20 protein-coding genes are annotated in these 22,250 nt (G+C 72.8%); 14 read left to right on the forward strand and 6 right to left on the reverse strand.

Annotation, left to right across the window (positions count from 1 at the left end; translation table 11 throughout):
- Positions 1-331: 331 nt before the first annotated feature.
- From P2H44_RS08260 to P2H44_RS08270, 3 genes are all read right to left on the reverse strand, one after another.
- Positions 332-844 (reverse strand): bactofilin family protein, encoded by a 513-nt coding sequence (locus P2H44_RS08260; RefSeq protein WP_275763026.1) that lies wholly within the window; start codon positions 842-844, stop codon positions 332-334.
- The gene (locus P2H44_RS08265; protein ID WP_275763027.1) at positions 834-2,240 is read right to left on the reverse strand and encodes a DUF5930 domain-containing protein; all 1,407 of its coding nucleotides are present in this window, start codon (positions 2,238-2,240) and stop codon (positions 834-836) included. The genes P2H44_RS08260 and P2H44_RS08265 overlap by 11 nt, the downstream gene beginning before the upstream one ends.
- Before the next feature lie 436 nt (positions 2,241-2,676).
- On the reverse strand, positions 2,677-3,171 hold the full coding sequence (locus P2H44_RS08270; RefSeq protein ID WP_275763029.1) for a peroxiredoxin: 495 nt from the start codon (positions 3,169-3,171) through the stop codon (positions 2,677-2,679).
- A gap of 283 nt (positions 3,172-3,454) precedes the next feature.
- On the opposite strand from P2H44_RS08270, the gene P2H44_RS08275 reads away from it, so the two are divergent.
- Positions 3,455-7,258 carry an AsmA-like C-terminal region-containing protein gene (locus P2H44_RS08275; protein WP_275763030.1) on the forward strand — a complete coding sequence of 1,268 codons (3,804 nt, stop codon included), beginning with the start codon at positions 3,455-3,457 and terminating at the stop codon, positions 7,256-7,258.
- A gap of 69 nt (positions 7,259-7,327) precedes the next feature.
- On the opposite strand, the gene tyrS is transcribed toward P2H44_RS08275, so the two are convergent.
- Positions 7,328-8,581: a tyrosine--tRNA ligase gene (gene tyrS, locus P2H44_RS08280; protein WP_275763032.1), complete on the reverse strand. Its 1,254-nt coding sequence runs from the start codon at positions 8,579-8,581 to the stop codon at positions 7,328-7,330.
- Between the two features lie 507 nt (positions 8,582-9,088).
- Here tyrS and P2H44_RS08285 point away from each other — a divergent pair.
- Positions 9,089-10,225 (forward strand): anhydro-N-acetylmuramic acid kinase, encoded by a 1,137-nt coding sequence (locus P2H44_RS08285; protein WP_462976283.1) that lies wholly within the window; start codon positions 9,089-9,091, stop codon positions 10,223-10,225.
- 214 nt (positions 10,226-10,439) lie between these two features.
- Here P2H44_RS08285 and P2H44_RS08290 read toward each other — a convergent pair whose 3' ends face one another.
- The gene (locus tag P2H44_RS08290) at positions 10,440-11,090 is read right to left on the reverse strand and encodes an alpha/beta hydrolase (RefSeq protein WP_275763035.1); all 651 of its coding nucleotides are present in this window, start codon (positions 11,088-11,090) and stop codon (positions 10,440-10,442) included.
- A 290-nt stretch (positions 11,091-11,380) separates the two neighbouring features.
- On the opposite strand from P2H44_RS08290, the gene P2H44_RS08295 reads away from it, so the two are divergent.
- The 12 genes from P2H44_RS08295 (at position 11,381) to P2H44_RS08350 (ending at position 21,177) form a co-directional block, all read left to right on the forward strand.
- On the forward strand, positions 11,381-11,917 hold the full coding sequence (locus tag P2H44_RS08295) for an Rrf2 family transcriptional regulator (RefSeq protein ID WP_275763037.1): 537 nt from the start codon (positions 11,381-11,383) through the stop codon (positions 11,915-11,917).
- On the forward strand, positions 11,914-12,990 hold the full coding sequence (locus tag P2H44_RS08300; protein ID WP_275763038.1) for a cysteine desulfurase family protein: 1,077 nt from the start codon (positions 11,914-11,916) through the stop codon (positions 12,988-12,990). The genes P2H44_RS08295 and P2H44_RS08300 overlap by 4 nt, the downstream gene beginning before the upstream one ends.
- Before the next feature lie 74 nt (positions 12,991-13,064).
- Positions 13,065-14,588 (forward strand): Fe-S cluster assembly protein SufB, encoded by a 1,524-nt coding sequence (gene sufB, locus P2H44_RS08305; RefSeq protein ID WP_275763039.1) that lies wholly within the window; start codon positions 13,065-13,067, stop codon positions 14,586-14,588.
- A gap of 103 nt (positions 14,589-14,691) precedes the next feature.
- Positions 14,692-14,973, forward strand: a complete 282-nt coding sequence (locus P2H44_RS08310) for a hypothetical protein (protein ID WP_275763040.1) — start codon at positions 14,692-14,694, stop codon at positions 14,971-14,973.
- Positions 14,974-15,019: 46 nt separating this feature from the next.
- Entirely contained in the window at positions 15,020-15,340 is a 321-nt protein-coding gene (locus P2H44_RS08315; protein ID WP_275763664.1) for a heavy metal-binding domain-containing protein, read from the forward strand.
- A 107-nt stretch (positions 15,341-15,447) separates the two neighbouring features.
- Positions 15,448-16,200, forward strand: a complete 753-nt coding sequence (gene sufC, locus P2H44_RS08320; RefSeq protein WP_275763041.1) for a Fe-S cluster assembly ATPase SufC — start codon at positions 15,448-15,450, stop codon at positions 16,198-16,200.
- Between the two features lie 2 nt (positions 16,201-16,202).
- Positions 16,203-17,489 carry a SufB/SufD family protein gene (locus P2H44_RS08325; RefSeq protein WP_275763665.1) on the forward strand — a complete coding sequence of 429 codons (1,287 nt, stop codon included), beginning with the start codon at positions 16,203-16,205 and terminating at the stop codon, positions 17,487-17,489.
- Positions 17,486-18,142, forward strand: a complete 657-nt coding sequence (locus P2H44_RS08330; RefSeq protein WP_275763042.1) for a YIP1 family protein — start codon at positions 17,486-17,488, stop codon at positions 18,140-18,142. The genes P2H44_RS08325 and P2H44_RS08330 overlap by 4 nt, the downstream gene beginning before the upstream one ends.
- Positions 18,143-18,343: 201 nt before the next feature.
- Positions 18,344-18,997, forward strand: coding sequence for a YIP1 family protein (locus P2H44_RS08335; protein ID WP_275763043.1), 654 nt, complete (start codon positions 18,344-18,346; stop codon positions 18,995-18,997).
- A gap of 67 nt (positions 18,998-19,064) precedes the next feature.
- Positions 19,065-19,667, forward strand: coding sequence for a YIP1 family protein (locus P2H44_RS08340; protein WP_275763044.1), 603 nt, complete (start codon positions 19,065-19,067; stop codon positions 19,665-19,667).
- 34 nt (positions 19,668-19,701) lie between these two features.
- Positions 19,702-20,934 (forward strand): cysteine desulfurase, encoded by a 1,233-nt coding sequence (locus P2H44_RS08345; RefSeq protein ID WP_275763045.1) that lies wholly within the window; start codon positions 19,702-19,704, stop codon positions 20,932-20,934.
- 36 nt (positions 20,935-20,970) lie between these two features.
- Positions 20,971-21,177 carry a hypothetical protein gene (locus P2H44_RS08350; RefSeq protein WP_275763046.1) on the forward strand — a complete coding sequence of 69 codons (207 nt, stop codon included), beginning with the start codon at positions 20,971-20,973 and terminating at the stop codon, positions 21,175-21,177.
- A gap of 171 nt (positions 21,178-21,348) precedes the next feature.
- Here the strand turns inward: P2H44_RS08350 and P2H44_RS08355 are convergent, their stop codons facing one another.
- Positions 21,349-21,906 carry a MarR family winged helix-turn-helix transcriptional regulator gene (locus tag P2H44_RS08355; protein ID WP_275763047.1) on the reverse strand — a complete coding sequence of 186 codons (558 nt, stop codon included), beginning with the start codon at positions 21,904-21,906 and terminating at the stop codon, positions 21,349-21,351.
- Positions 21,907-22,250 lie beyond the last annotated feature (344 nt).

The raw sequence follows: 22,250 nt of genomic DNA on the forward strand, positions 1-22,250 counted from the left end.
CGGCGGGGCGGGCGCGGCCCATCCCCTTGCGCTCACCCCCTCCACAGGGCGCGCCCGGCGGCTGGAACCGACGCTCCCGCCCGGCGCGCCGCCGGCTCGAGAGGTCCTTCGCGCGGACCCTCGGGCGTGGCGGACGCCGGACGGGAGATCCCGAAGAGAGGAAGGCCCGCGACGCGCCCGCGCCGCGGGCCTTGCCGCATCTGGACGGGGCGAGGCCGGGCAGGGCGGCGCTCGTCGCCCCGCAGGCGCGTCCCTGAAACGGCGAAGGCCCGCGACGCGGACGTCGCGGGCCTTCGGATCTCCGGGCGCGGCCTCGGGGGCCGCCGGTCGCTCAGCTTTCGCCGACGGGGCCGGTCGCGGCGGGCGCGGGGGCCGGCTTCGCGGGGGAGGCGCCGTTGGAGAGCGGGTCGTCCGAACGCTGGACCGAGCCCTCGAAATGGGCGCCGCTCTCGATCGCGATGGTCTTGTGGATGATGTCGCCCTCGACCTTCGCGGACGAGGTCAGGCGCACCTTCACGCCGCGCACGCGTCCCACCACGCGGCCGTTGACCACCACGTCGTCGGCGACGATCTCGCCGCGGATGGTGGCGGTCTCGCCGACGGTCAGCAGATGGGCGCGGATGTCGCCCTCGACCGTGCCCTCGACCTGGATGTCGCCGGTGGTCTTGATGTTGCCGGTGATCGTCAGGTCCGAGCTGAGGATCGACGGCGGCGCCTTGGGCTTGGGCGCCGGGGCGGGAGCGGCGGCGCCGGGACGCGGCGGCGCGGCGGGCGCAGGCGCGGGCTTGGAAGCCTCGTCCGCCTTGGTGTCGATCGGATCGTTGATCTTCGACTTAGAGAACATTGCGCGCGGCCTCGACGTACTTCATGGGGTTGACCGGCTTGCCGTTGAGGCGGATCTCGTAGTGGAGATGCGGGCCCGTCACGCGACCGGTCCTACCCATATCGCCGATCCGGTCCTCGCGCGCAACCCGATCGCCGACCTTGACCCGGGCGGCGTTGAGGTGGCCGTAGACCGTCTCGAACCCGAAGGCGTGGCGGATCTTGACCACGCGGCCGTAGCCCGACTGCCAGCCCGAGAACACCACCACCCCGTCGGCGGCCGAATAGATCGGCGTGCCCACGTCGGAGGCGAAGTCGACGCCGGCGTGCATCCGCATGCGGCCGTTCTTGGGATCCTTGCGCACCCCGAAGCCGGAGGTGAAGCGGAAGCCCGCGCGCACCGGCTTGGCGACCGGCATCTTGGCGGCGGCGACCTGCATCAGGCTCGCGCGCTCCAGCCCGCCGAGCAGCGAGGCGACGCGCTGGGCGTCGGCCGAGATCAGGTCGGGCGTGGGCGTCTCGTCGACCGGGATGAAGGGGCCGCCCTCGCCGGAATAGTCGCGGCGCATCTCGGCGACCACCCGCTCGGGATCGACGCCGACCTTCTCGAACATCGACTCGAGCCCGCCGAGACCGGCCTGCACCGCGTCCTCGAGCTGGGCGAAGAGCCGGGACCGGGCCTCCTCGGCGCGGGCCTGGTCGGCCTCCATCGTCGCCAGGCGCTCGCGCAGGGCGGCCTGCAGCAGGGCGGCGGCGTCGCGCTCCTCGGTGGTCTGCTCGAGGGCGGCGGTGACCTCGGCGATCGAGGCGGTCCACTCGGCCTCGGCCTGGTCCTCGGCGCCGGTCTCGCGGCTCAGCTCGGCGACCTGGCGCGCGAGCTCGGTCTGGCGGCGCTGGGCGGCGTCGCGCTCGGCCACCGCGTCGGCCAGCTTGCCGCGCAGGCTGTCGAGCGCGGCGGAGAGCTCGGCCTCCGAATCCGCGGCCTCGACCAGGCGGGACTGGCGGCGGGCGAGCTCGCGGGTCATCACCGCGAGCTTGCCCAGCGCGTCCTCGGCCGAGCGGCGGGCGGCGTCGCGATCCTCGATCAGCGTCTGGATGCGGGCGTGGGAGTCGGAGGCGAGTTCGGCCAGCGCCTGGGCGTGGCGGCTCTCGACCTCGGCGCCGACGTTGACGGCGCCGGTCTCGAGTTGCGCCACGCGCGCGGCGAGCGCGTCGCGCTCGGTCGCGGCCACGAAGCCCGAGACGGTGGCGTAGCCCGTCCAGCCCAGCAGGCCGACGATCGCCGCCGCCCCCAGCAGCTGCATGCGCGGCGTCAGCGACAGTCGTCGCACGTCATTTCCGGCCCGGATCGTTAGACGCCTTTCAGGCAATCCAGCCTGCTCGCGCACGTCGTCCGTGCGGTTCGGTTGGCCCGTCATCGCTGTCCCTCGGTACGGTCCCGCGTCGATTCAAAGCCGACGACGATTTTCGCGTGTTGTGTTGTTTATGCATCGTTATACGCAGTGCGCACCAACGATCAACACGTTTAACGTCGCCCTGCGCCCCGCGACGGGCGGGGGTTGCGTCCGCCGGGACGGCCCATTGACGACACGGATCGCGAGAATCGCCCGCTTTTCGTCGCGATTGCGGACGCTAGACGCCTTAAAGTTAATGCCAGATGGACGACTCGAGCCCTCGGGCGTCCGTCGCGTGCGGCGAGACGGCGCGGCGGGGCGTATCGGGATGCGTGCGGAAAACCCGCCCGCCGGAATACGCCGCCGAGAGGTGGACGCCGGCCGCGGCCTGCGGTCGCGACCGGCCGGCAGGTTCCGCGCCTTCCGCGCCGGAACCTGCGCCGCGAAAGCGATTCGCGCCTCAGTCGCCCAGGGCCTTGGTCGCCGCCAGCACCTGCTTGGCGTGCCCGGTCGCCTTGGCCTTGCGCCAGACTTGGGCGATCCGCCCGTCGGGGCCCACCAGGTACGTGGCGCGCTCGATGCCCATGTACTTGCGGCCGTACATGCTCTTCTCGACCCAGACGCCGTAGGCCTCGCAGACCGCGCCCTCCTCGTCGGACAGCAGCGTCACGCCCAAGTCATGCTTGGCCTTGAACTTGTCGTGGCTGGCGACCGGGTCCTTCGAGACGCCCAGCACCACCGCGCCGAGGGCGGCGAAGTCCTCGCCCAGGCCGGTGAACTCGATCGCCTCCTTGGTGCAGCCGGAGGTGTCGTCCTTGGGGTAGAAGTAGACGACGACCGGCTTCCCTTTCAGCCCGGACAACGCCACATCTCCGCCCCCGTCGCGGGGCAGGGTGAAGTCCGGGGCCATGTCGCCGATCGCAGGGCCTGCGGCGGGGGCGGCGGCTTCGGTCATGATCGCTTCTCCTGTGGGGGCGGTTTCAGTATGTGTGCCCGGGCGCGCGCGGCGCGAGGGTCCGGTCGGCAGAACGACAGGCCGGACCGCGCCGGGTCAAGACCGCATCGCGACGGACGGGGCCTCGGGCAGGGGGCGCGGCCGCCGCGCCGATGGCAGGGGGCGCGGCCGCCGCGCCGATGGCAGGGGGCGCGGCCGCCGCGCCGATGGCAGGGGGCGCGGCCGCCGCGCCGATGAAAGACGGCGAGGCGGCGCGGAAAGGCGGAGGCGCAGGACGACCGGAATGCAGCGCAGGCACGACCACGAGCGGCGATCCCCCGCGCATGTGCGGCACGCGCACGCGCGCGAGGGGCGGCATGGCGCGCATCGCCATCGCCGCCGCCATCGCCGCGGAGGTCCCGTCGGCTGGGGCCTGCGGCGGGCCGGCTCGTTCCTGCTGGCGGCCATCGTGCTGGTCACGCTGGCGGTGGGCCTGGGCCACCAGCGGCTGCGGCAGGGCCCCGTCTCGCTGGGGCCGCAGGCGGCGGCGCTCGTCGCCTCGCGCATCGAGGCGGGGGCCGAGGGGCTCGGCGTCCACATCGGCGACGTGCAGTTCGCGCTGGGCGCGCCGGGGCGCGCCTCGGGCCTGAGGTTGATCGACGTCACCCTGCGCGGCGCCGACGGCGAGCCCATCGCCGCGGCGCCCGAGCTGGTGGTGGACTTCCGCCTCGTCGACGCGCTGCAGGGCCGGCTGGAGCCGACCGCGCTGGAGCTGCGCGGCGTGACCCTCGCGCTGGTGCTGCAGCCCGACCGGACCGTGGAGCTGGCCGGCGGCCCGGCGCCGGCCGTCTCCGAAGCCGCGCCCGAGGGGGCCGGCGACGCGCTGGCCGAAGCCGGCGGCGAGGGGCCGGGCGTCTCGGGCTTCCTCACGCTTCTCGATCAGGCCGCGGGGGGCGAGGGGCCGCTGCGCCGCTTCGCCAGCCTCTCCGCCCGCGACGCCACGGTGACGCTGCTGGACGCCGCCACCGGCGTCTCCTGGCGGCTGCAGGACGCCGAGGTGGTGGTGGCGCTCGAGGCGGACGGCGAGGTCGGCCGCCTCTCGGGCCGGCTGGCGAACGAGGACTCGGCGCCGGAGACGGCCGCCGGGCCCGGCGCGGACGATCCGGTGCGCCAGGTGCTCGAGGACGGCGCCGCGCCCGCGCCCGACTATCCCGAAGCGGGCGACGTGCCGGACGATTCCGAGGCGGGCGACGCGCCGGACTATCCGGAAGCGGGCGACGCGCCCGACGATTCCTCCGCCGCCGACCCCGCCCTCGCCGGCACGGCCGCCGAGGCGCCCGCCCCCTACGCGATCCTGACCGGGCGGCGAAACCGGGAGGACGGCATGATCTCCGCGCGCCTGGTCTTCCGGGACCTGCCGCTCAGCGACCTCGCCTCCGCCCCCGCGCTGGGCGATCTCGCCGGGGTCGAAAGCCGCGGCTCGGGCCAGGTGGACCTGACGCTGGACGGGGCCGGCGCGGTGCAGACCGCCGCGGGCCGGCTGACGCTGGGCCCCGGCGCCCTCGGGATCGCGGGGCTGGAGGCGCCCTTCGACCGGATCGACGCCGCCATCGCCGAGGCCGCCTGGGAGCGGGCCGAGGGCACGGTCGACCTGACGCGCCTGTCGCTGCATGGCCCGGCCGGGGCGCTGTCGCTCTCGGGGGTCGCCGAGCCCTGGGGCGAGCGTCGCGAAGCCGGCGCCCTCGCCCCCACGGGCTGGCGCGTGACGCTCGACGTCGACGCGCTGTCGGCGAGCGAGGCGACGGGCTTCGTCGCCCCCCTCTCCTTCCAGCGCGGACGGATCGAGGCCGACGTGCTGCCCGCCGAACGCCGGCTGGAGCTCGCGACCCTGACGCTGGAGTCGGACCTGGGCGAGGCCGGCGCGCTGCCCCTGCACGCCCAGGGCGTCGCGACGCTGGAGGAGGCGGGGCCGCGCGTCGCGATCCGCTACGGCTCCGACGGGTTCGACGCCGAGGCGCTCAAGCGCGCCTGGCCGCGCTTCGCCGCGCCCGGCGCGCGGGAGTGGGTGACCGCGAACGTCGAGGCGGCCCGCATCACCGGCATGTCGGGCGCCTTCTGGATGGCCCCGGGCGAGGCGCCGGAGGTGACGCTCGACTTCGGCTTCGCCGACCTCTCGGGCACGATCCTCGAGGGGATGCCCCGCCTGATCGGCGCCGCCGGCCGGGGCCGGGCGACCCTGTCGCGCTTCGAGATGGCGTTCGACGCGGCGCAGACCACGCCCCCCGGCGGCGGGCCGATCAGCCTCGCCGGCTCCCGCTTCATCATCCCCGACCTGGTCGAGGATCCGCAGCCCGCCGCTCCGGTGATCCGCGGCGAGGGGCGGCTGGGCGACTTGCTGGCCCTGATCGACCAGCCGCCGCTGCGCCTGACGCGCAAGCTCGACATGGACCTCGGCTCGATGTCCGGGCGCGCCTCGGTCGAGGCGCGGCTGTCGTTCCGCCTGCTCAAGGATCTCGACGTCGACGACGTGGCGGTCGAGGCCTCGGCCCGCATCCGCTCGCTGGAGATGACGGCGCCGGGGGACGGGCCGCGCATCGTCTCCGACGACCTGCGCCTGACCGCGACGCCGGACCGCTTCCGCCTGTGGGGCGAGGCGAACATCGGCGGGCGCGCGGCCCAGGTCAGCTGGGTCGAGCGATTCGATTCCTCGCTGCCCGCCGACCAGCGCCGCCAGGTCGAGGCCGACGTCTCGATCGGGCAGAAGGACCTGGCGCAGTTCGGGCTCGACGGCGCGCTGGAGATGCCCCAGGGCCGCATCTCGGCCGACGTGAAGCTGACCGGCGAGGCCATCGGCGACGGCTTCGTGGTGACCGCCAACCTCGGCCCCGCGGCCCTGCGCATCCCCGAGATCGGGTGGGAGAAGGCGAAGGGCGAGGCGGGGACGCTGACCGTCTCCGGGCGCACCGGCGACGACGGCGCGGTGGAGCTGCGTGCCTTCGAGCTGAAGGCGCCGGGCCTCGCGGCGCGGGGCTCCGCCTCGCTGGGGGCGGGGGGCGCGCTGCGCCGGGTGGCGCTGGAGCGGCTGACGCTCGACGGGGTGCTGGACGCGGCGCTGACGCTCGACGTGGACGCGGGCGGGGGGATGCGCCTGTCGGCGACGGGCCGGCGGCTCGACATCGCGGGGCTGACGGCGCGGCGGGACCGGATGGCCGACGCCCGCGCGACCGGCGGCGCCGCGGCGCCGGGCGGCGAGGCCGACGCCGGGGCCGCCGACGATCCGCTGGCGGGCATGGCCGACCTGAAGGGCGACCTCGCCTTCGACGTGGTGACCCTGGTCGACGGGGTGGACCTGACCGCGGCGACGGGGGAGCTCAGCCGCAGGCGGGGCGTCACCGCGGTGACCGTGGCGGGCCGGGTGAACGGCGGCGCCGAGGCGCGGCTGCGCTACCGCGAGGGCCGGCGCGGAGGCATCACGCTGTCGCTGCGCAGCGACGACGCGGGGCGGCTGCTGGACGACCTGGAGATCTCGGACGCGGTGCAGGGCGGGTCGCTGAAGGTGCGCGGCCGCCTGCCGCCGGGCGAGTCCACGCTGGAGGGCGTGGCCGAACTGACCGACCTGCGCGTCGCCGGGCGCAAGGCGCTGGACGGCGTGGTCAGCGCCGCCCGCCGCGACGGCGTGTTCGAGCGCAAGGCCAAGGAGGTCGAGGGCGGCTATCACTTCTACCGGGTCGAGGCGCCCTTCCGCCTGCGCGGCGACGTGGTCACGGTGACCGACGCGCTGGCGACGGGCGCGCTTCTGGCGCTGAAGGTGAACGGCGACTACGACCTGGGCGCCGACCGGCTGGACCTGCAGGGCGTGCTGACGCCCGCCTACGCGGTGAACGGCCTGCTCAACAACATCCCCGTGCTGGGAGAGCTGTTCGGCGGCGAGGGGGAGGGCATCTTCGCGATGAATTTCACCGTCACCGGCGACGCGGCGGATCCGGTGATCGACGCCTCGCCCCTCTCGTTCCTGACCCCTGGGGTCCTGCGCCGCCTGCTGCAGCCCGGAAACGAGGTCGAGACGGGCCGCGACCGCTATCCCGACCTGTTCCAGGGCGACCGCTAGGGGCGCGGCGCCGGACGGGCGCGTGGGAGAGGCGAAGGCGGCGGGGACCGAGGGCCCCCGCCGTCCGGATCAGTCGAGCTTGACCAGCGCGTGGCGCTTGCGCCCCGCCGACAGCTTCAGCGGGCCGGTGGCGAAGGCCTCGGCCTGGAGCACCAGGCCCGCGTCCGAGACCGGCTCGTCGCCCAGCCGGGCGCCGCCCTCGGCGATCAGGCGCTTGGCGTCCTTGCCGGACTTGGCGAGCCCCGCCTTGACGAAGAGCTGCACGACCGAGACGCCGGCGGCGGCCTCGTCGGCGGTCAGCGCGAAGGTCGGCAGGTCCTCGCCGGCGCCGCCGCGCTCGAACACCTCGCGGGCGGTCGCCTCGGCGGCCTGCGCGGCGGCCTCGCCGCGGGCCAGCTTGGTGACCTCGTTGGCGAGGATCACCTTGGCCTCGTTGATCTCCGAGCCCGCGAGGGCGCCCAGGCGGCGGCACTCGTCCAGCGGCAGCTCGGTGAAGCGCTTGAGGAGCTGCTCGACCTGCACGTCCTCGACGTTGCGCCAGTACTGCCAGAACTCGAAGTTGCCGAGCCGGTCCTCGTTGAGCCACACCGCGCCGCCGGCGGTCTTGCCCATCTTGGTCCCGTCGGGCTTTGTCAGCAGCGGCGCGGTCAGGCCGAAGACCTGCTTGCCGTCGACGCGGCGGGTGAGCTCGACGCCGTTGACGATGTTGCCCCACTGGTCCGAGCCGCCCATCTGCAGCAGGCAGCCGGTGCGCCGGCTCAGCTCCAGGAAGTCGTAGGCCTGCAGCAGCATGTAGTTGAACTCGAGGAAGGTCAGCGGCTGCTCGCGGTCGAGGCGCAGGCGCACGCTGTCGAAGGTCAGCATGCGGTTGATGGTGAAGTGCCGGCCGTAGTCGCGCAGGAAGTCGATGTAGTTCAGCTCGTCCAGCCACTCGGCGTTGTTGGGCTGGATGGCGGGGCCGCCCTGCTCCTCGAACGTGAGGTAGTTTTTGAAGATCTCGCGGATGCCCGCCATGTTCGACGCGATGATCTCGTCGGTCAGCATCTGGCGCTGGGTGTCCTTGCCGGACGGGTCGCCGATGCGGGTGGTGCCGCCGCCCATCAGCGCGATCGGCTTGTGGCCGGTGGTCTGCAGCCAGCGCAGCAGCATGATGCCGGTCAGGTGGCCGACATGCAGGCTGTCCGCCGTGCAGTCGAAGCCGATATAGCCCGGAACGACGCCCGCCAGGAGCGCCTCGTCGAGGCCCTCGAGATCCGTGCAGTCCTGCACCAGGTCGCGCTCGACCACGGCGTGCAGGAAATCGGACTTGGGTGCGTAAGTCATCGGTCCGTTCCTTGGGAAGAGGTTGAGCGGCGGTCTATGCCCTGAGGGCGGGCGGAAGGAAAGAGGGGGGCGGCCCCGCGGGGAGGGGAGCGGGGCCGGCCGTGGTTTTCGCGCGGCGCCGAAGGGATGGCCGGGGCGGGGGGAGCCTCGCCGAGGCGGGGCTCGTCTCGGGGGGCGCTGCGCGCGGCGCCCGGGGCATCCAGGGGGGCGTGCGCTTCCGGACTCACCCGGGAACAAGCCCCGCGCCTGTTCCCCGAAGCCGTCCATCGCCGAAGATGCCTGAGCCGCGGGGCCGAGTCGGTCAAGGACAAGCCCGCGCAAGCGCGGGTCGCTTCGCGATCCTGGACCGACTCGGCCCCGCGGCTCTTCACGGCATCAGCGATGGACGGCTCCGGGGAACAGGCGCTCGGCGAGGGGCGGGTTCCGTCGGGCGCGGGGTTGACCGCGGCGCGGGGCGCGGGTCCTGTCGGGCGGTTTCTCGGGACAGGGAGTGCGGGCGTGGAGGCGATCTGGGCGCTGGGGCTGATGTCGGGGACCTCGTTCGACGGGATCGACGCAGGCCTGGTGAAGACCGACGGCGAGACGGTCGCGGCCTTCGGGCCGGGGGCCGGGTTCGACTACGCGCCCGGCGAGATGGAGGCCGCGCGCGCGGTGCATCGCGACTGGCGGCCCTATCGCGGCGCGGCGGCGGGTAGCGAGGCGGCCGCGACGCTGGCGCGCGCCGAGGCGGAGGTGACGGCGGCCCATGCCGGGGCCTCGGCCCGGCTGCTGGCGCGGGCCGAAGCCGCGGGTTGCGCGCCCGAGATCGTGGGCTTCCACGGCCAGACCGTGGCCCATGCGCCCGACGATCCCGCGGGCGGCTGGACCTGGCAGCTGGGCGACGGGGCGGCGCTGGCGTGCGCGCTGAACCGGACCGTCGCCTGGGATTTCCGCACGGCGGACGTGGCCGCGGGCGGGCAGGGGGCGCCGCTGGCCCCGTTCTTCCATTTCGCGCTGGCGCGCACGCTGGATCGGGGGCCGGTGTGCTTCCTCAACCTCGGGGGCGTCGGCAACGTCTCCTGGGCGGATCCGGAGGCGGCGGGGCCCGAGGCGCCGGGCGCGCTGGTCGGGTTCGACACCGGGCCCGCCAACGCCCTGGTCGACGACTGGATGCGCGCGCGCACCGGCGAGAGCTGCGACCGCGACGGGGCGGCGGCCGCCGCGGGGCGGGTGCACGCGGACCGGCTGGCGCGCAATTCCATCGCCGACTACGTCGCCCGCCGGCCCCCCAAGTCGCTGGACCGCAACGAGTTCGCCCAGGCGCTGGAGGCGATGGAGGGGCTGTCGACCGAGGATGGCGCGGCCACCCTGACCGCCCTTTCGGCGATCTGCGCCGCGGGCGCGCAGGCGCATCTGCCGAGGCCCGCGGCGACCTGGATCCTGTGCGGCGGCGGCCGGCTGAACCCCACGCTCGCCGCCATGATCGCCGAGCGGGTCGAGGCCGAGGTGATCCCGGCGGAGGCCGCGGGCCTCGACGGCGATCTGCTCGAGGCGCAGTGCTTCGCCTATCTCGCGGTGCGCGCGCTGCGGGGACTGCCGCTGTCGGCGCCGGGGACGACCGGGGTTCCGGCGCCGACGCCGGGCGGGCGGATCTCGCGGCCCTGAGAAGGGGCGGGTCGGTCGGGCCTACGCACCGTTCGAGGGGCGCCGGGGCGGAAGGGGACGGCGGGCCGTTTCCCGATTCGGCGCAGGCGTGTCCGCTGACGCGCGCGCCCCGGACCCTCGTCTCCGTCGTGCAAGCGAAAGGCCCGGTCGTCGCCGACCGGGCCTTTCGCGTTTCCCAAGCTCTCCGTCCGGCCGGCGCGTCGCCGGCCGGGGCTCACTCGGCCTGGACCTGCGTGCGGTTGCGCACGTAGCCCTCGACCAGCCCGGTCATCTCCTCGAGCTGGCGGTCGAAGAAGTGGCCGGCGCCGGGGATCACCTCGTGGGTGATCTCGATCCCGCGCTGGGTCTTGAGCTTGTCGACCAGCTTCAGCACGTCCGCCGGCGGCGCCACGCGGTCGACCTCGCCGTTCACGATCAGCCCCGAGGAGGGGCAGGGCGCCAGGAACGAGAAGTCGTACATGTTCGCCGGCGGCGCGATCGACACGAAGCCCGAGATCTCGGGCCGCCGCATCAGCAGCTGCATCCCGATCCAGGCCCCGAAGGAGAAGCCCGCCACCCAGCTCTGCCGGGCGTTGGGGTTCAGCACCTGCAGGTAGTCGAGCGCGGCCGCGGCGTCGGAAAGCTCCCCGATGCCCTGGTCGAACTCGCCCTGGCTGCGGCCCACGCCGCGGAAGTTGAACCGCAGGACCGAGAAGCCCAGCCGGTGGAACGCGTAGTGAAGGTTGTAGACCACCTTGTTGTTCATCGTCCCCCCGTACTGGGGGTTCGGATGAAGGATCAGGGCGATCGGCGCGTCCTTGGCCTTCTGCGGGTGATAGCGTCCTTCCAGCCGTCCATCCGGTCCGGGAAAGATCACTTCAGGCATTCGGGTCCCCCGCGCGCATGTCGCCGTCCAGGTCCCGCCGCGTCGGCCTTGCGCCGCCGGAAACGGCGGCGGAAAGCTTGACTCATATGGTCGGGCTACTTAGAACGTTTCCAAAGTTGATGACCGGCCTCGCGCCGGTCCGTCAGCAATTAGGGGGAGGCCCCGGCGCCGTCAACTCTCGCGCAGGAGTTTCGGCGCCGCACCATGGCGGTCCGTCCCGACGCAATCCGCGTTTCCGGCCCGTCCCAGAGACGACCGGCGCACCCCCATGCCGGCCAGCGGAGGACCCGATGAAGCTCAGCACCAAAGGACGCTACGCGGTGACCGCGCTGGCCGACATCGCCCTTCAGCACGCGGCTTCCGGCGGCCAGGAGGGGCGGCTGATCTCGCTGTCCGAGATCGCCGAGCGGCAGGACATCTCGCTCGCCTATCTCGAGCAGCTTTTCGCCCGCCTGCGCCGCGCAGGCCTGGTCGAGAGCGTGCGCGGCCCCGGCGGCGGCTATCGCCTGGCGCGGCCCGCGGACCGGGTGACCATCGCCGAGGTGATGGCCGCGGTGGACGAGCGGCTGAACGCCATGGGCGACTGCGACGACGACGCGAACGGCTGCGGCGGATCCCGCGCGCGCTGCCTGACCCATAACCTGTGGGAGCAGCTCTCGGCGCATGTGCACGTGTTCCTGTCGCGCACGACGCTGGCCGACGTGGTGGCGGACAAGATGGTGCCTTGCCCGGCGGTCCCCGACTTCAGCCTGCTGATGGACGAGGACGCGACCGGCGGCGAGATCCCCGCCTCGGCCCGCGAGACCGGGAGAGCCGTCCGCGCATGACGCAGCCCCGCGCCTATCTCGACTGGAACGCGACCGCGCCCCTCCGCCTGGAGGCGAAGTCCGCGATGCTCGCGGCGATGGATCTGGCGGGGAACCCCTCGTCGGTCCATGCCGAGGGCCGGGCGGCGCGCGCGGCGGTCGAGCGGGCGCGCGCCCAGGTGGCGGCGCTGGTTGGCTGCGCGCCGGGGGAGGTGATCTTCACCTCCGGCGCCACCGAGGCCGCGGCGACGGCGCTCGCCTCCGGCGGGCCGGTGACGGCGCTGGCGACGGAGCATGACTGCGTCCTGAAATGGGCCGAGCGGATCGTGCCGGTGGACCGGCGCGGGCTGGCGGAGGCGGTGAGCCATTCCTGCGCGCTGACCGGCACGCTGGCCTGGGGCGGCGCCTCGGGCGAGACGGGCGTGATCCAGCCCGCGCCCCCGCAGACGCCGGCGCGGATCCTGGCGGACCTGGTTCAGGCGGCGGGCAAGCTTCCGTCCGCAAGCATCTGGACCGATTGGGACATGGCGCTTCTGTCGGCCCACAAGCTGGGCGGCCCCAAGGGCGTCGGCGCGCTGATCCTGCGGGAGGGACGCGAGATCGCGCCGCTGTTGCGCGGCGGCGGACAGGAGCTGTCGCGCCGCTCGGGCACCGAGAACGTTGTCGGCATCGCCGGCTTCGGCGCCGCGGCCGAGGCGGCGCTGGCCGACCTCGAGACTGGAGTCTGGGCGCGGGTCGAGACCCTGCGCGACGCGCTCGAGGCGCGGCTGCGCGCGGCGGCGCCCGAACTCGTGATCGTGGGCGAGGGCGCGCCGCGCCTGCCCAACACCGCCTGCTTCGCCCTTCCCGGATGGCGGGGCGAGACCCAGGTTATGCAGATGGACCTGGCGGGCTTCGCCGTCTCGGCCGGGTCCGCCTGCTCCTCGGGCAAGGCCGGGCCCAGCCGGGCGCTGGCCGCGATGGGGCTCGACGCGCAGACCGCGGGCTCCGCGATCCGGGTCTCGCTGGGCCCGACGACGACCGAGGCCGAGGTGATGGGCTTCGCCGCCGCCTGGGAAGACAGATACCGCCGACTTCGCCTGAAATCGGCCTGAAGACACGCACGCAACGCATTGACCGCAAGCGCCTTTCCCGGATCGGCGCGGCGGTCGGACCAAGGAGACGCGACATGGCCGCTCTGGACGATCTGAACGTCAAGGAAGGCGTCGAGCAGGACACCGTCGAGGCCGTCCGTTCGCTGGGCGGGGAGTACAAGTACGGCTGGTCCACCGACATCGAGATGGACTACGCCCCCAAAGGCCTGAACGAGGACATCGTCCGCCTGATCTCGGCCCGCAAGAACGAGCCGGAGTGGCTGCTGGAGTGGCGCCTGAAGGCCTACCAGCGCTGGCTGAAGATGGACGAGCCGGACTGGGCGATGGTCAACTACCCCAAGCCGGACTTCCAGGATCAGTATTATTACGCCCAGCCCAAGAGCTTCGCGGAGAAGCCGAAGAGCCTGGACGAGGTCGATCCCGAGCTGCTGCGCACCTACGAGAAGCTCGGCATCCCGCTGAAGGAGCAGATGATCCTCGCGGGCGTCGAGGGCGCGGACGCGGCCCCGGCCGAGGGCCGCAAGGTCGCCGTGGACGCGGTTTTCGACTCGGTCTCGGTCGGCACCACCTTCAAGGAGGAGCTCGCCAAGGCCGGCGTGATCTTCTGCTCGATCTCCGAGGCGGTGCAGGAGCACCCGGAGCTGGTGAAGAAATATCTCGGCACCGTCGTGCCTTACAGCGACAACTTCTACGCGACGCTGAACTCCGCGGTGTTCTCCGACGGGTCCTTCGTCTACGTGCCGCCGGGCGTGCGCTGCCCGATGGAGCTGTCGACCTACTTCCGCATCAACGCCGAGAACACCGGCCAGTTCGAGCGGACGCTGATCATCGCCGACAAGGGCTCCTACGTCTCGTATCTCGAGGGCTGCACGGCGCCCAAGCGCGACACCACCCAGCTGCACGCGGCGGTGGTCGAGATCGTGGCGCTGGAGGACGCGGAGGTGAAATACTCCACCGTCCAGAACTGGTTCCCCGGCGACAGCGAGGGCAAGGGCGGCATCTTCAACTTCGTCACCAAGCGCGCCGACTGCCGCGAGGATCGGGCGAAGGTGATGTGGACGCAGGTCGAAACCGGCTCGGCCGTCACCTGGAAGTACCCGTCGTGCATCCTGCGCGGCAACGAGAGCCAGGGCGAGTTCTACTCGATCGCCATCGCCAACAACTACCAGCAGGCCGACACCGGCACCAAGATGATCCATCTGGGGAAGAACACCCGGTCGCGGATCGTCTCGAAGGGCATCTCGGCGGGCCGCGCGCAGAACACCTACCGCGGGCTGGTCTCGATCCATCCCAAGGCCAAGGACAGCCGCAACTACACCCAGTGCGACAGCCTGCTGATCGGCGACAAGTGCGGGGCCCACACGGTCCCCTACATCGAGGTGAAGAACAACTCCTCGAAGGTCGAGCACGAGGCGACGACCTCCAAGATCGCCGACGACCAGCTCTTCTACTGCCGCGCCCGCGGCATGGACGAGGAGGAGGCGGTGGCGCTGGTGGTCAACGGCTTCTGCAAGGAGGTCCTGCAGGCCCTGCCCATGGAGTTCGCCATGGAGGCCCAGAGCCTGGTGGCGATCAGCCTCGAGGGCTCGGTCGGCTGAGGCCGGCCCCGCCCCACTCCCCCCGCCCCGGCCGCCCTTCCGCGGCCCGGGCGCGACGGAGCCCGGCGCCGTGCCGGGCCCGCGGGCGAAGGAGGATCCCGCGATGAGCGCCGAACATGGATCGCACGGCCCCGTGGTGGGCCACTCGGGCCGGCTGAGCCTGCCCTCGAAGGTGCGCTGGCTGATCTCGGCCCATCTCGTCGTCTTCGCGCTGTCGCTCGAGGACGAGGAGATCGTCGAGCTGATGGCGGAGACCTGGAACCTGGGCGCCCGGGCGCAGCTGACGGCGGAGGTGATCCTGTCGCTGATCCTGCTGGTCGTCTGGGGGCTGCTGACCCTGTCGTGGGTGCGCATGGCCTGCGACCCCGCGCGGACCGGGCGCTGAGATGGCCGGTCCCTGGGGCCGACGCGACGAGATCGAGGACGGACGCATGATCATCACCACCACGAATTCCATCGAGGGCCATCGCATCACCGCCTACCGCGGCGTGGTGGTCGGCGAGGCGATCATGGGCGCGAACTTCGTGCGCGACTTCTTCGCCGGCATCACCGACATCGTCGGCGGCCGCTCGGGCGCCTACGAGAGCAAGCTCCAGGATGCCCGCGAGGTCGCCTTCCAGGAGCTCGAGGCCCGCGCCCAGCGGCTGGGGGCCAACGCCGTGGTGGGCGTGGACATCGACTACGAGGTGGTCGGCAAGGACGGCTCGATGCTGATGGTCTCGGTCTCCGGGACCGCGGTCGTCGTCGACTGACGAACCGGCGGCCCTCGCGCCGCCAGATGAATTCCGGGGGGCCTCCCCCCAAACCCTACGCGCCGCCGGGGCCCGGCCCCGGGCGGCCAGAACGCAAGGAACGCGCGATGCTGGAGATCAAGAACCTCTCGGTGAAGCTGGAGGAAGAGGACAAGCAGATCCTCAAGGGCGTCGACCTGACCGTCGAGGCGGGCAAGGTGCACGCCATCATGGGCCCCAACGGCTCGGGCAAGTCGACGCTGTCCTACGTGCTGTCGGGCCGCGACGGCTACGAGGTCACCGGCGGTTCGGCCACGCTCGACGGCGAGGACCTGCTGGAGATGGAGCCCGAGGAGCGCGCCGCCGCGGGCCTGTTCCTGGCCTTCCAGTACCCGGTCGAGATCCCCGGCGTGGGCAACATGACCTTCCTGCGCACCGCCCTCAACAGCCAGCGCAAGGCCAAGGGCGAGCCGGAGATGTCGGCGGCCGAGTTCCTGAAGTTCATCCGCGACAAGGCCGCCCAGCTCCAGATCAGCCCCGAGATGCTGAAGCGCCCGGTGAACGTGGGCTTCTCGGGCGGCGAGAAGAAGCGCAACGAGATCCTGCAGATGGCGGTGCTCGAGCCGAAGATGTGCATCCTCGACGAGACCGACTCGGGCCTCGACGTGGACGCGATGAAGCTGGTGGCCGACGGCGTGAACGCGCTGCGCGACGCGGGCCGCGGGTTCCTGGTGATCACCCACTACCAGCGCCTGCTCGACCACATCCAGCCGGACGTGGTGCACATCATGTCCGACGGCCGCATCATCAAGACCGGCGGGCCGGAGCTGGCGCTCGAGGTCGAGAAGAACGGCTACGCCGACCTGAAGGAGGGCGCGTGACCATGGCCCTTCCCGCCCGCAAGTCCGAGGCGGCCGAGGCCCTTCTCGCCGCCCATCCCGCGCCGCAGGGCGAGGGCGCCTGGGCGCGCGAGGCCCGCGCCGCCGCCGCCGCGCGCCTGCGCGGCATGGGCGCGCCCGTCGGCCGCGACGAATACTGGAAGTGGACCGACCCCTCGGCGCTGACCGCGCCCGAGGCGCCGGCCGCGCCGCTGCATGCCGCGGGCGAGGCGATCTTCGCCGACCGCGGCGCGCTGGTCGTCACCTTCGTCGACGGCGTGCTGCGCCCCGACCTCTCCGACGACCTCGCGCTGGAGGGCGCCGAGATCTGCACCCTCGCCGAGGCGCTCTCGGCCGACATCCACTGGGCGAAGGAGGTCTTCGGCGTGCTGGAGGCCCGCGGCCAGGATCCGGTCGCCCGTCCCCTCGCCGCCTTCAACACCGCCGTCGCGGGGCAGGGGATCGCGATCCGCGCCACCGGCAAGGTGACCCGCCCCGTCCTGATCAAGGGCGTGCGGGAGCAGGAGGCCTCCGACGCGCTGCTGCACCACGTGGTGAAGCTGGAGGAGGGCGCGGAGCTGACCGTGCTCGAGGCCGGCGGGCCCGGCGCGCGGGTGAACTCGGTCCTCGAGGTCGAGATCGCCGACCGCGCCGCCTTCCACCAGGTCCGCGCCCATGGGCCGGAGGCCGAGCGCCGCGGCGCCTGGCACCTGTTCGCGCGGCTGGGGACCGAGTCCGTGTGCAAGACCTTCTCGGTCGCCGCCGGCGGTCGCCTGACCCGCATCGAGCAGGTGGCGGAGTTGACCGGCGACGACGCCGCCGTGCACCTGGCCGGCGCCTGCCTCGGCGACGGGAAGGATTTCCACCACGACGACACGGTCTTCGTCACCCACGATGCGCTCAACTGCGAGAGCCGGCAGGTGTTCAAGAAGGTCCTGCGCGACCAGGCCAAGGGCATCTTCCAGGGCAAGATCCTGGTGAAGGCGGGCGCGCAGAAGACCGACGGCTACCAGATCTCCCAGGGGCTGCTGCTCGACGAGCACGCGGACTTCCTGGCGAAGCCCGAGCTTGAGATCTACGCCGACGACGTCGTGTGCTCCCACGGCTCGACCTGCGGGGCGGTGGACGAGGACGCGCTCTACTACCTGCGCGCCCGCGGCATCGCGAAGCGCGAGGCGGAGAACCTGCTGGTGATGTCCTTCCTCGGCGAGGCGGTCGAGGAGATCGAGTCCGAGGACCTGGCCGAGGAGATGCGCGAGCGCATCGCCCAGTGGGTGACGGCGGGCGCGTGAGCGAGAGCCTCGCCCCCGCCCCGACCCCGGCCGACCGGCCCGCTCCGCGCGGGCTGGTCGGGCGGATCGCGGCCGCCTGGTCGGGCCGCCATCGGGAGGTGATCCGCGCCGACCTCGCCGCCGGCGTGACCGAGGCGCGGCTGCTCGCCTACGTGATGGGCGTGGGGCTGCTGTCGCTGCTGACCACGCTGCCCGCGAAGCTGGCCGAGCGGGCGCAGCTCGCCGCCGCGCCGGGCGGGGGCGAGGCGCTGTCGGTCGGCGAGGTGGTGACCATGCACGTGGTCGCCGACCTGTTCTTCCTGCCCCTGTTCCTCTACGGCGTCGCGGCCCTGATCCGCATCGTCCTGCGCCTGTTCGGAGGCGAGGGCGGCTGGCAGGCGACGCGGCTCGCGGTGTTCTGGGCCCCGATCGCCGCGGCCCCCGCGGCGCTGGTGGCGGCGGCGGCGACCAGCCTGCTGACCGTCGCGGGCGCGGCCCCGATGCTGACCGACGCGCCGGGCGCGCTGGCCGGGCTGATCGGCCTGTGGTTCTGGTGCGCGGGCCTCGCCGAGGCGCATGGCTTCCGCCGCGCCTGGCCGGCCTTCGCGGCCATCGTGCTGATCTGGATCGCGGGCGTGCTTGTCTACACCTACGGCTCCGGCGCGGCGGCATGAGCGGCCCGGGCGTTCATCCGGCCCCGGCCGCGCGGGTCGCTTCGCCCGCAGGTCTTTCCGGTCCCTGCGTAAGGCGTCCGGAGCGGCCCTGCGTCCCGTTCATGTGGGGTGCAGATTTCTCGTTCACTTCGGCTTCATGTCGTGCTAGACAACTCCAGAGTGAGGCGGCCTCGCCGCAAGTTCGCGTTTGGAGTTTCCGGCATGGCGTATATTCAGTCCCTCCCTCCGCAGCTCGATGCGGAACCGGAGGAGGACCTCGGTCCCGCGACCATGAGCGGGCGGGTGCTGGAAGCCTGGGCGGACATGCAGGCCTCGACGCGCCGGCTGGTGTCGGAGAACCCGTCCGAGGGGCGGCTGCTGTTCTACCTCATCCTGTCGGACCTGGTGTTCTTCCTGTCCTGGACCATCAAGGGCGTGCTGGCGCCGACCTCGGCGGCCGCGGCGGTGATGCCCTTGCAGATGGGCGGCATCCTGCTGGTGGGCTTCCTGATGCGCACCGCGGCGATGTACGTGCTGGCGGCCGCGGCCTTCGCGGCCTGCCGGGTCGCGGGCGGGCGCGGCTCGTGGCGCGACACCCGCGCGGCGGTGTTCTGGGGGGCGCTGGTCTCGTCGCCCTTCGGGTTCCTCGCGGCGGTGATCGCGGTGGGCATGGTGCGGGCCGAGACGCTCTGGCCGGCGCTGGGCGATCCCATGTTCGCGCTGCCGCCCTACTACATCGGCCTGGTGCCGTTCCTGTGGTTCATCGCGGCGGGGCTGGCGGCGGTGCACGGCATGGCGCGCGTGGGCTGGATCTTCCTGATCCTGAGCACGGGCACGGTGGCGCTCAGCGTTCTCGGCGTCTATCTGTCCGCCTGACGACGGCCCCGCGGGGCGCGCCGCGGGTGCGGCGCGCGCGCGACGCGGCCGCAGGGAGCGGGCGCGCATGATCCTGGAATTCCTCAAGACCGTCGCCGAGGCCTATCGGTCGCCGCGCCGCTCGGCGCGACGGATGCTCGACCGGGCGCCCAGCATGGCCGACTGCGCCCTGATGGTGGTGCTCGCCACCCTGGTGCAGGCCATGTTCGGCGCGGTGGTCGACATGGCGCTGGGCGACGGCGGGACCTCGATGTCCGCGCTCGGCGCCCGGATGACCGAGGTGGCGCTGAACTTCTTCATGTTCGCCGTGCTGACCGCGGGCGCCTTCGCGCTGGGCCGGCGCTTCGGCGGCAGGGCCCAGCCGGCCGACATGGCCCGCGTGGTCGCCTGGCACCTGCTGGTGACCGCCTTCCTCGCGCCCCTGAACCTGCTGGGCATCCACGCCATCACCGAGGCCTCGCCCGAGGGCGGCGCCTCGGCGCTGGCGCTGCTGGCGCCGATCTCGGTCGGTCTCTCGATCTGGCTCTTCGCCGCCTTCGTGGCCGAGGCGCACGGCTTCCGGCGCATCGGGGCGGTGGTGGCCGCCACCGTCGCGGGGTTCATCGCGCTGGGCTTCGCGATGATGATCCTCGTCACCCTGTTCTCCCTCGCGCCGCCGACGCCGGCCTGACCGGCGCGCCCCGGCCTGCGAAAGGTCCGCCCCGATGAGCAACGCCCCCTACGACGTCCACGAGATCCGCAAGGATTTCCCGATCCTGTCGCGCACCGTGCATGGCAAGCCGCTGGTCTACCTCGACAACGGCGCCTCGGCCCAGAAGCCGCGCAAGGTGATCGAGGCGGTGACGCGCGCCTATTCCGAGGAATACGCCAACGTCCACCGGGGGCTGCATTTCCTGTCGAACCTCGCCACCGACAAGTACGAGGCGGTGCGCGAGACGATCCGCGCCTTCCTGGGCGCGGCGAAGCCCGAGGAGATCCTGTTCACCACCGGCTCGACCATGGGCCTGAACCTGGTCAGCTACGCCTGGGCCGCGCCGCGGCTGCAGGCCGGCGACGAGATCGTGCTCTCGGTCATGGAGCATCACGCCAACATCGTGCCCTGGCACTTCCTGCGGGAGCGTCAGGGCGTGGTCCTGAAGTGGGTGGAGCCGGCGGCCGACGGCAGCCTCGACCCGCAGGCGGTGATCGACGCGATGGGGCCGAAGACGAAGCTCGTCGCGATCACCCACATGTCCAACGTCACCGGCACGGTCGTCGACGTCGCCGCGATCTGCGCCGCGGCGCGCGAGCGGGGGATCGCCACCGTGATCGACGGCAGCCAGGCCGCGGTGCACATGCCCGTGGACGTGCAGGCCATCGGCTGCGATTTCTACGCGGTCACCGGCCACAAGCTCTACGGCCCCTCGGCCTCGGGCGCGCTCTACGTCAACGCGGCGCGCTACCCCGAGATGCGGCCCTTCATCGGCGGCGGCGACATGATCCGCGACGTGGGCCGCGACGCGATCACCTACAACGACGCCCCCCACAAGTTCGAGGCGGGCACGCCGGGCATCGTGCAGATGATCGGCCTGGGCGCGGCGCTGGAGTACATGACCGACCTCGGCATGGAGGCGATCGCGGCCCATGAGCGGGACCTGCGCGATTACGCGCAGGCGCGGCTCTCGGGGCTCAACTGGCTGCAGATCCAGGGGACGGCGCCGGGCAAGGGGGCGATCTTCTCCTTCACGCTCGAGGGGGCGGGCCACCCGCACGACATCTCCACCGTCGTCGACCGCAAGGGCGTCGCGGTGCGCGCCGGGCACCACTGCGCCCAGCCGCTGATGGAGCACATGGGCGTCTCGGCCACCTGCCGGGCGTCCTTCGCGCTCTACAACACGCGCGAAGAGGTGGACGTGCTGGTGGACGCGCTGGAGACTTGCCACAAGTTGTTTTCGTGACGGTGTGACGACGAACGGTTGGAAGGAGACGAGCTCATGGTCTGCGTGCCTGCACCCATCCTGTCGAACGGCGCCGCGCGATCCGGATCCGCGCGCGCCGGGGACGCCTTCGGCTTTTCCGGCGCCGACGGCGCGGAGTCGGCGATGCGCAACTGGTGCGCCCTGATGGCGCTGCCCTGGGCCGCCGCCTGGGCCGTGCAGGCCGAACTGATCGAAGAGACCCTGCGCCGCCTGGGCGCCTGAGCCTCTCGACACCCGATCCGGATCCCGAACGCCCGGCCCCGCACGGCCGGGCGTTCGCGCGTCCGGGGCAGGGGCGTCCGGGCAGGGGCATACGCGGCAGGGGCGCGCACGAAAAAGGCGCGGCCCGTGGGGGCCGCGCCTGAAACCGGAAACCGTCGGGAGGCCGGGGCCTCAGCCGTTGCGGCGGCCGTCGGCCAGGTATTCGTGCATGTGCTGGAGCACGCGGCGGAACGCTTCGACGTCCTCCTGCGGCAGGCCGTCCATGGCGTCGGCCACGACCTTGCGGGTCAGCGGCATGATCGTGTCGATCGCGTCGGCGGCCGTGTCGGTCGGAACGATCCGCTTGGCGCGCTTGTCGGCCGGATGCGGCTGACGCTCGACCAGGCCGCGGTTCTCCAGCCGGTCGACGTAGCCGCACAGCGTCATCGGCTCGACGCCCATGCGCTCGGCGATCTCCGTCTGCCGGGCGCCGGCGGCGGCGACCGCATGGACCAGCGCGCGGGCCTCGCCCGTGGTCAGCTCCAGACCCGCGTCGTTCACCGCCTGCCCGAAGCTCAGGCGCATCAGCCGCGCCACGTCCTGCAGCAGGAAGCCCAGCGAGCGGGTGTTGGGGATGACCTCGACGTTCGGGGCGGAGGATCCGGAGGCCGCCGGCGTGATGCCGTTGGCGGTCCCGGCGGGCGCGTCGTGCAGGGTATCCTGCGCGATGGCGCGGGTCGGAAGGGTCATGGCGGCTCCTGATCCTGTCATGTCGGCTTACGATTTTAGTGTGAATCGTATTGGGTGCAAGGGAAGCCGCCACGGTTTCGCCCAGATTCACGCCCCGGCGCGCGAAGCTGAATGCGTCCGCTCTCGCGGCGAAGGTGGTTTCCGCTGCGGCGTCAGGGGCTTCGCGCGCCGTGTTTCGGGCGAAGACAGGCGCATTTCGCCCCGCGTCCGCCTGACGCGGCGTCGCCCCGATCCGCGGCGCCCGCGCCGCCGTCCGCCGGGCGGGGCCTTGCGATTGACAGGGCGGGCGCGAGCCGACACGGATAAGCTTCACCGTCCGCGCATCCCGGCGCAGGGCGCGACGC

Origin of the sequence: Albimonas marina (genome assembly GCF_029223255.1) — a bacterium.
Lineage (GTDB): Bacteria > Pseudomonadota > Alphaproteobacteria > Rhodobacterales > Rhodobacteraceae > Albimonas.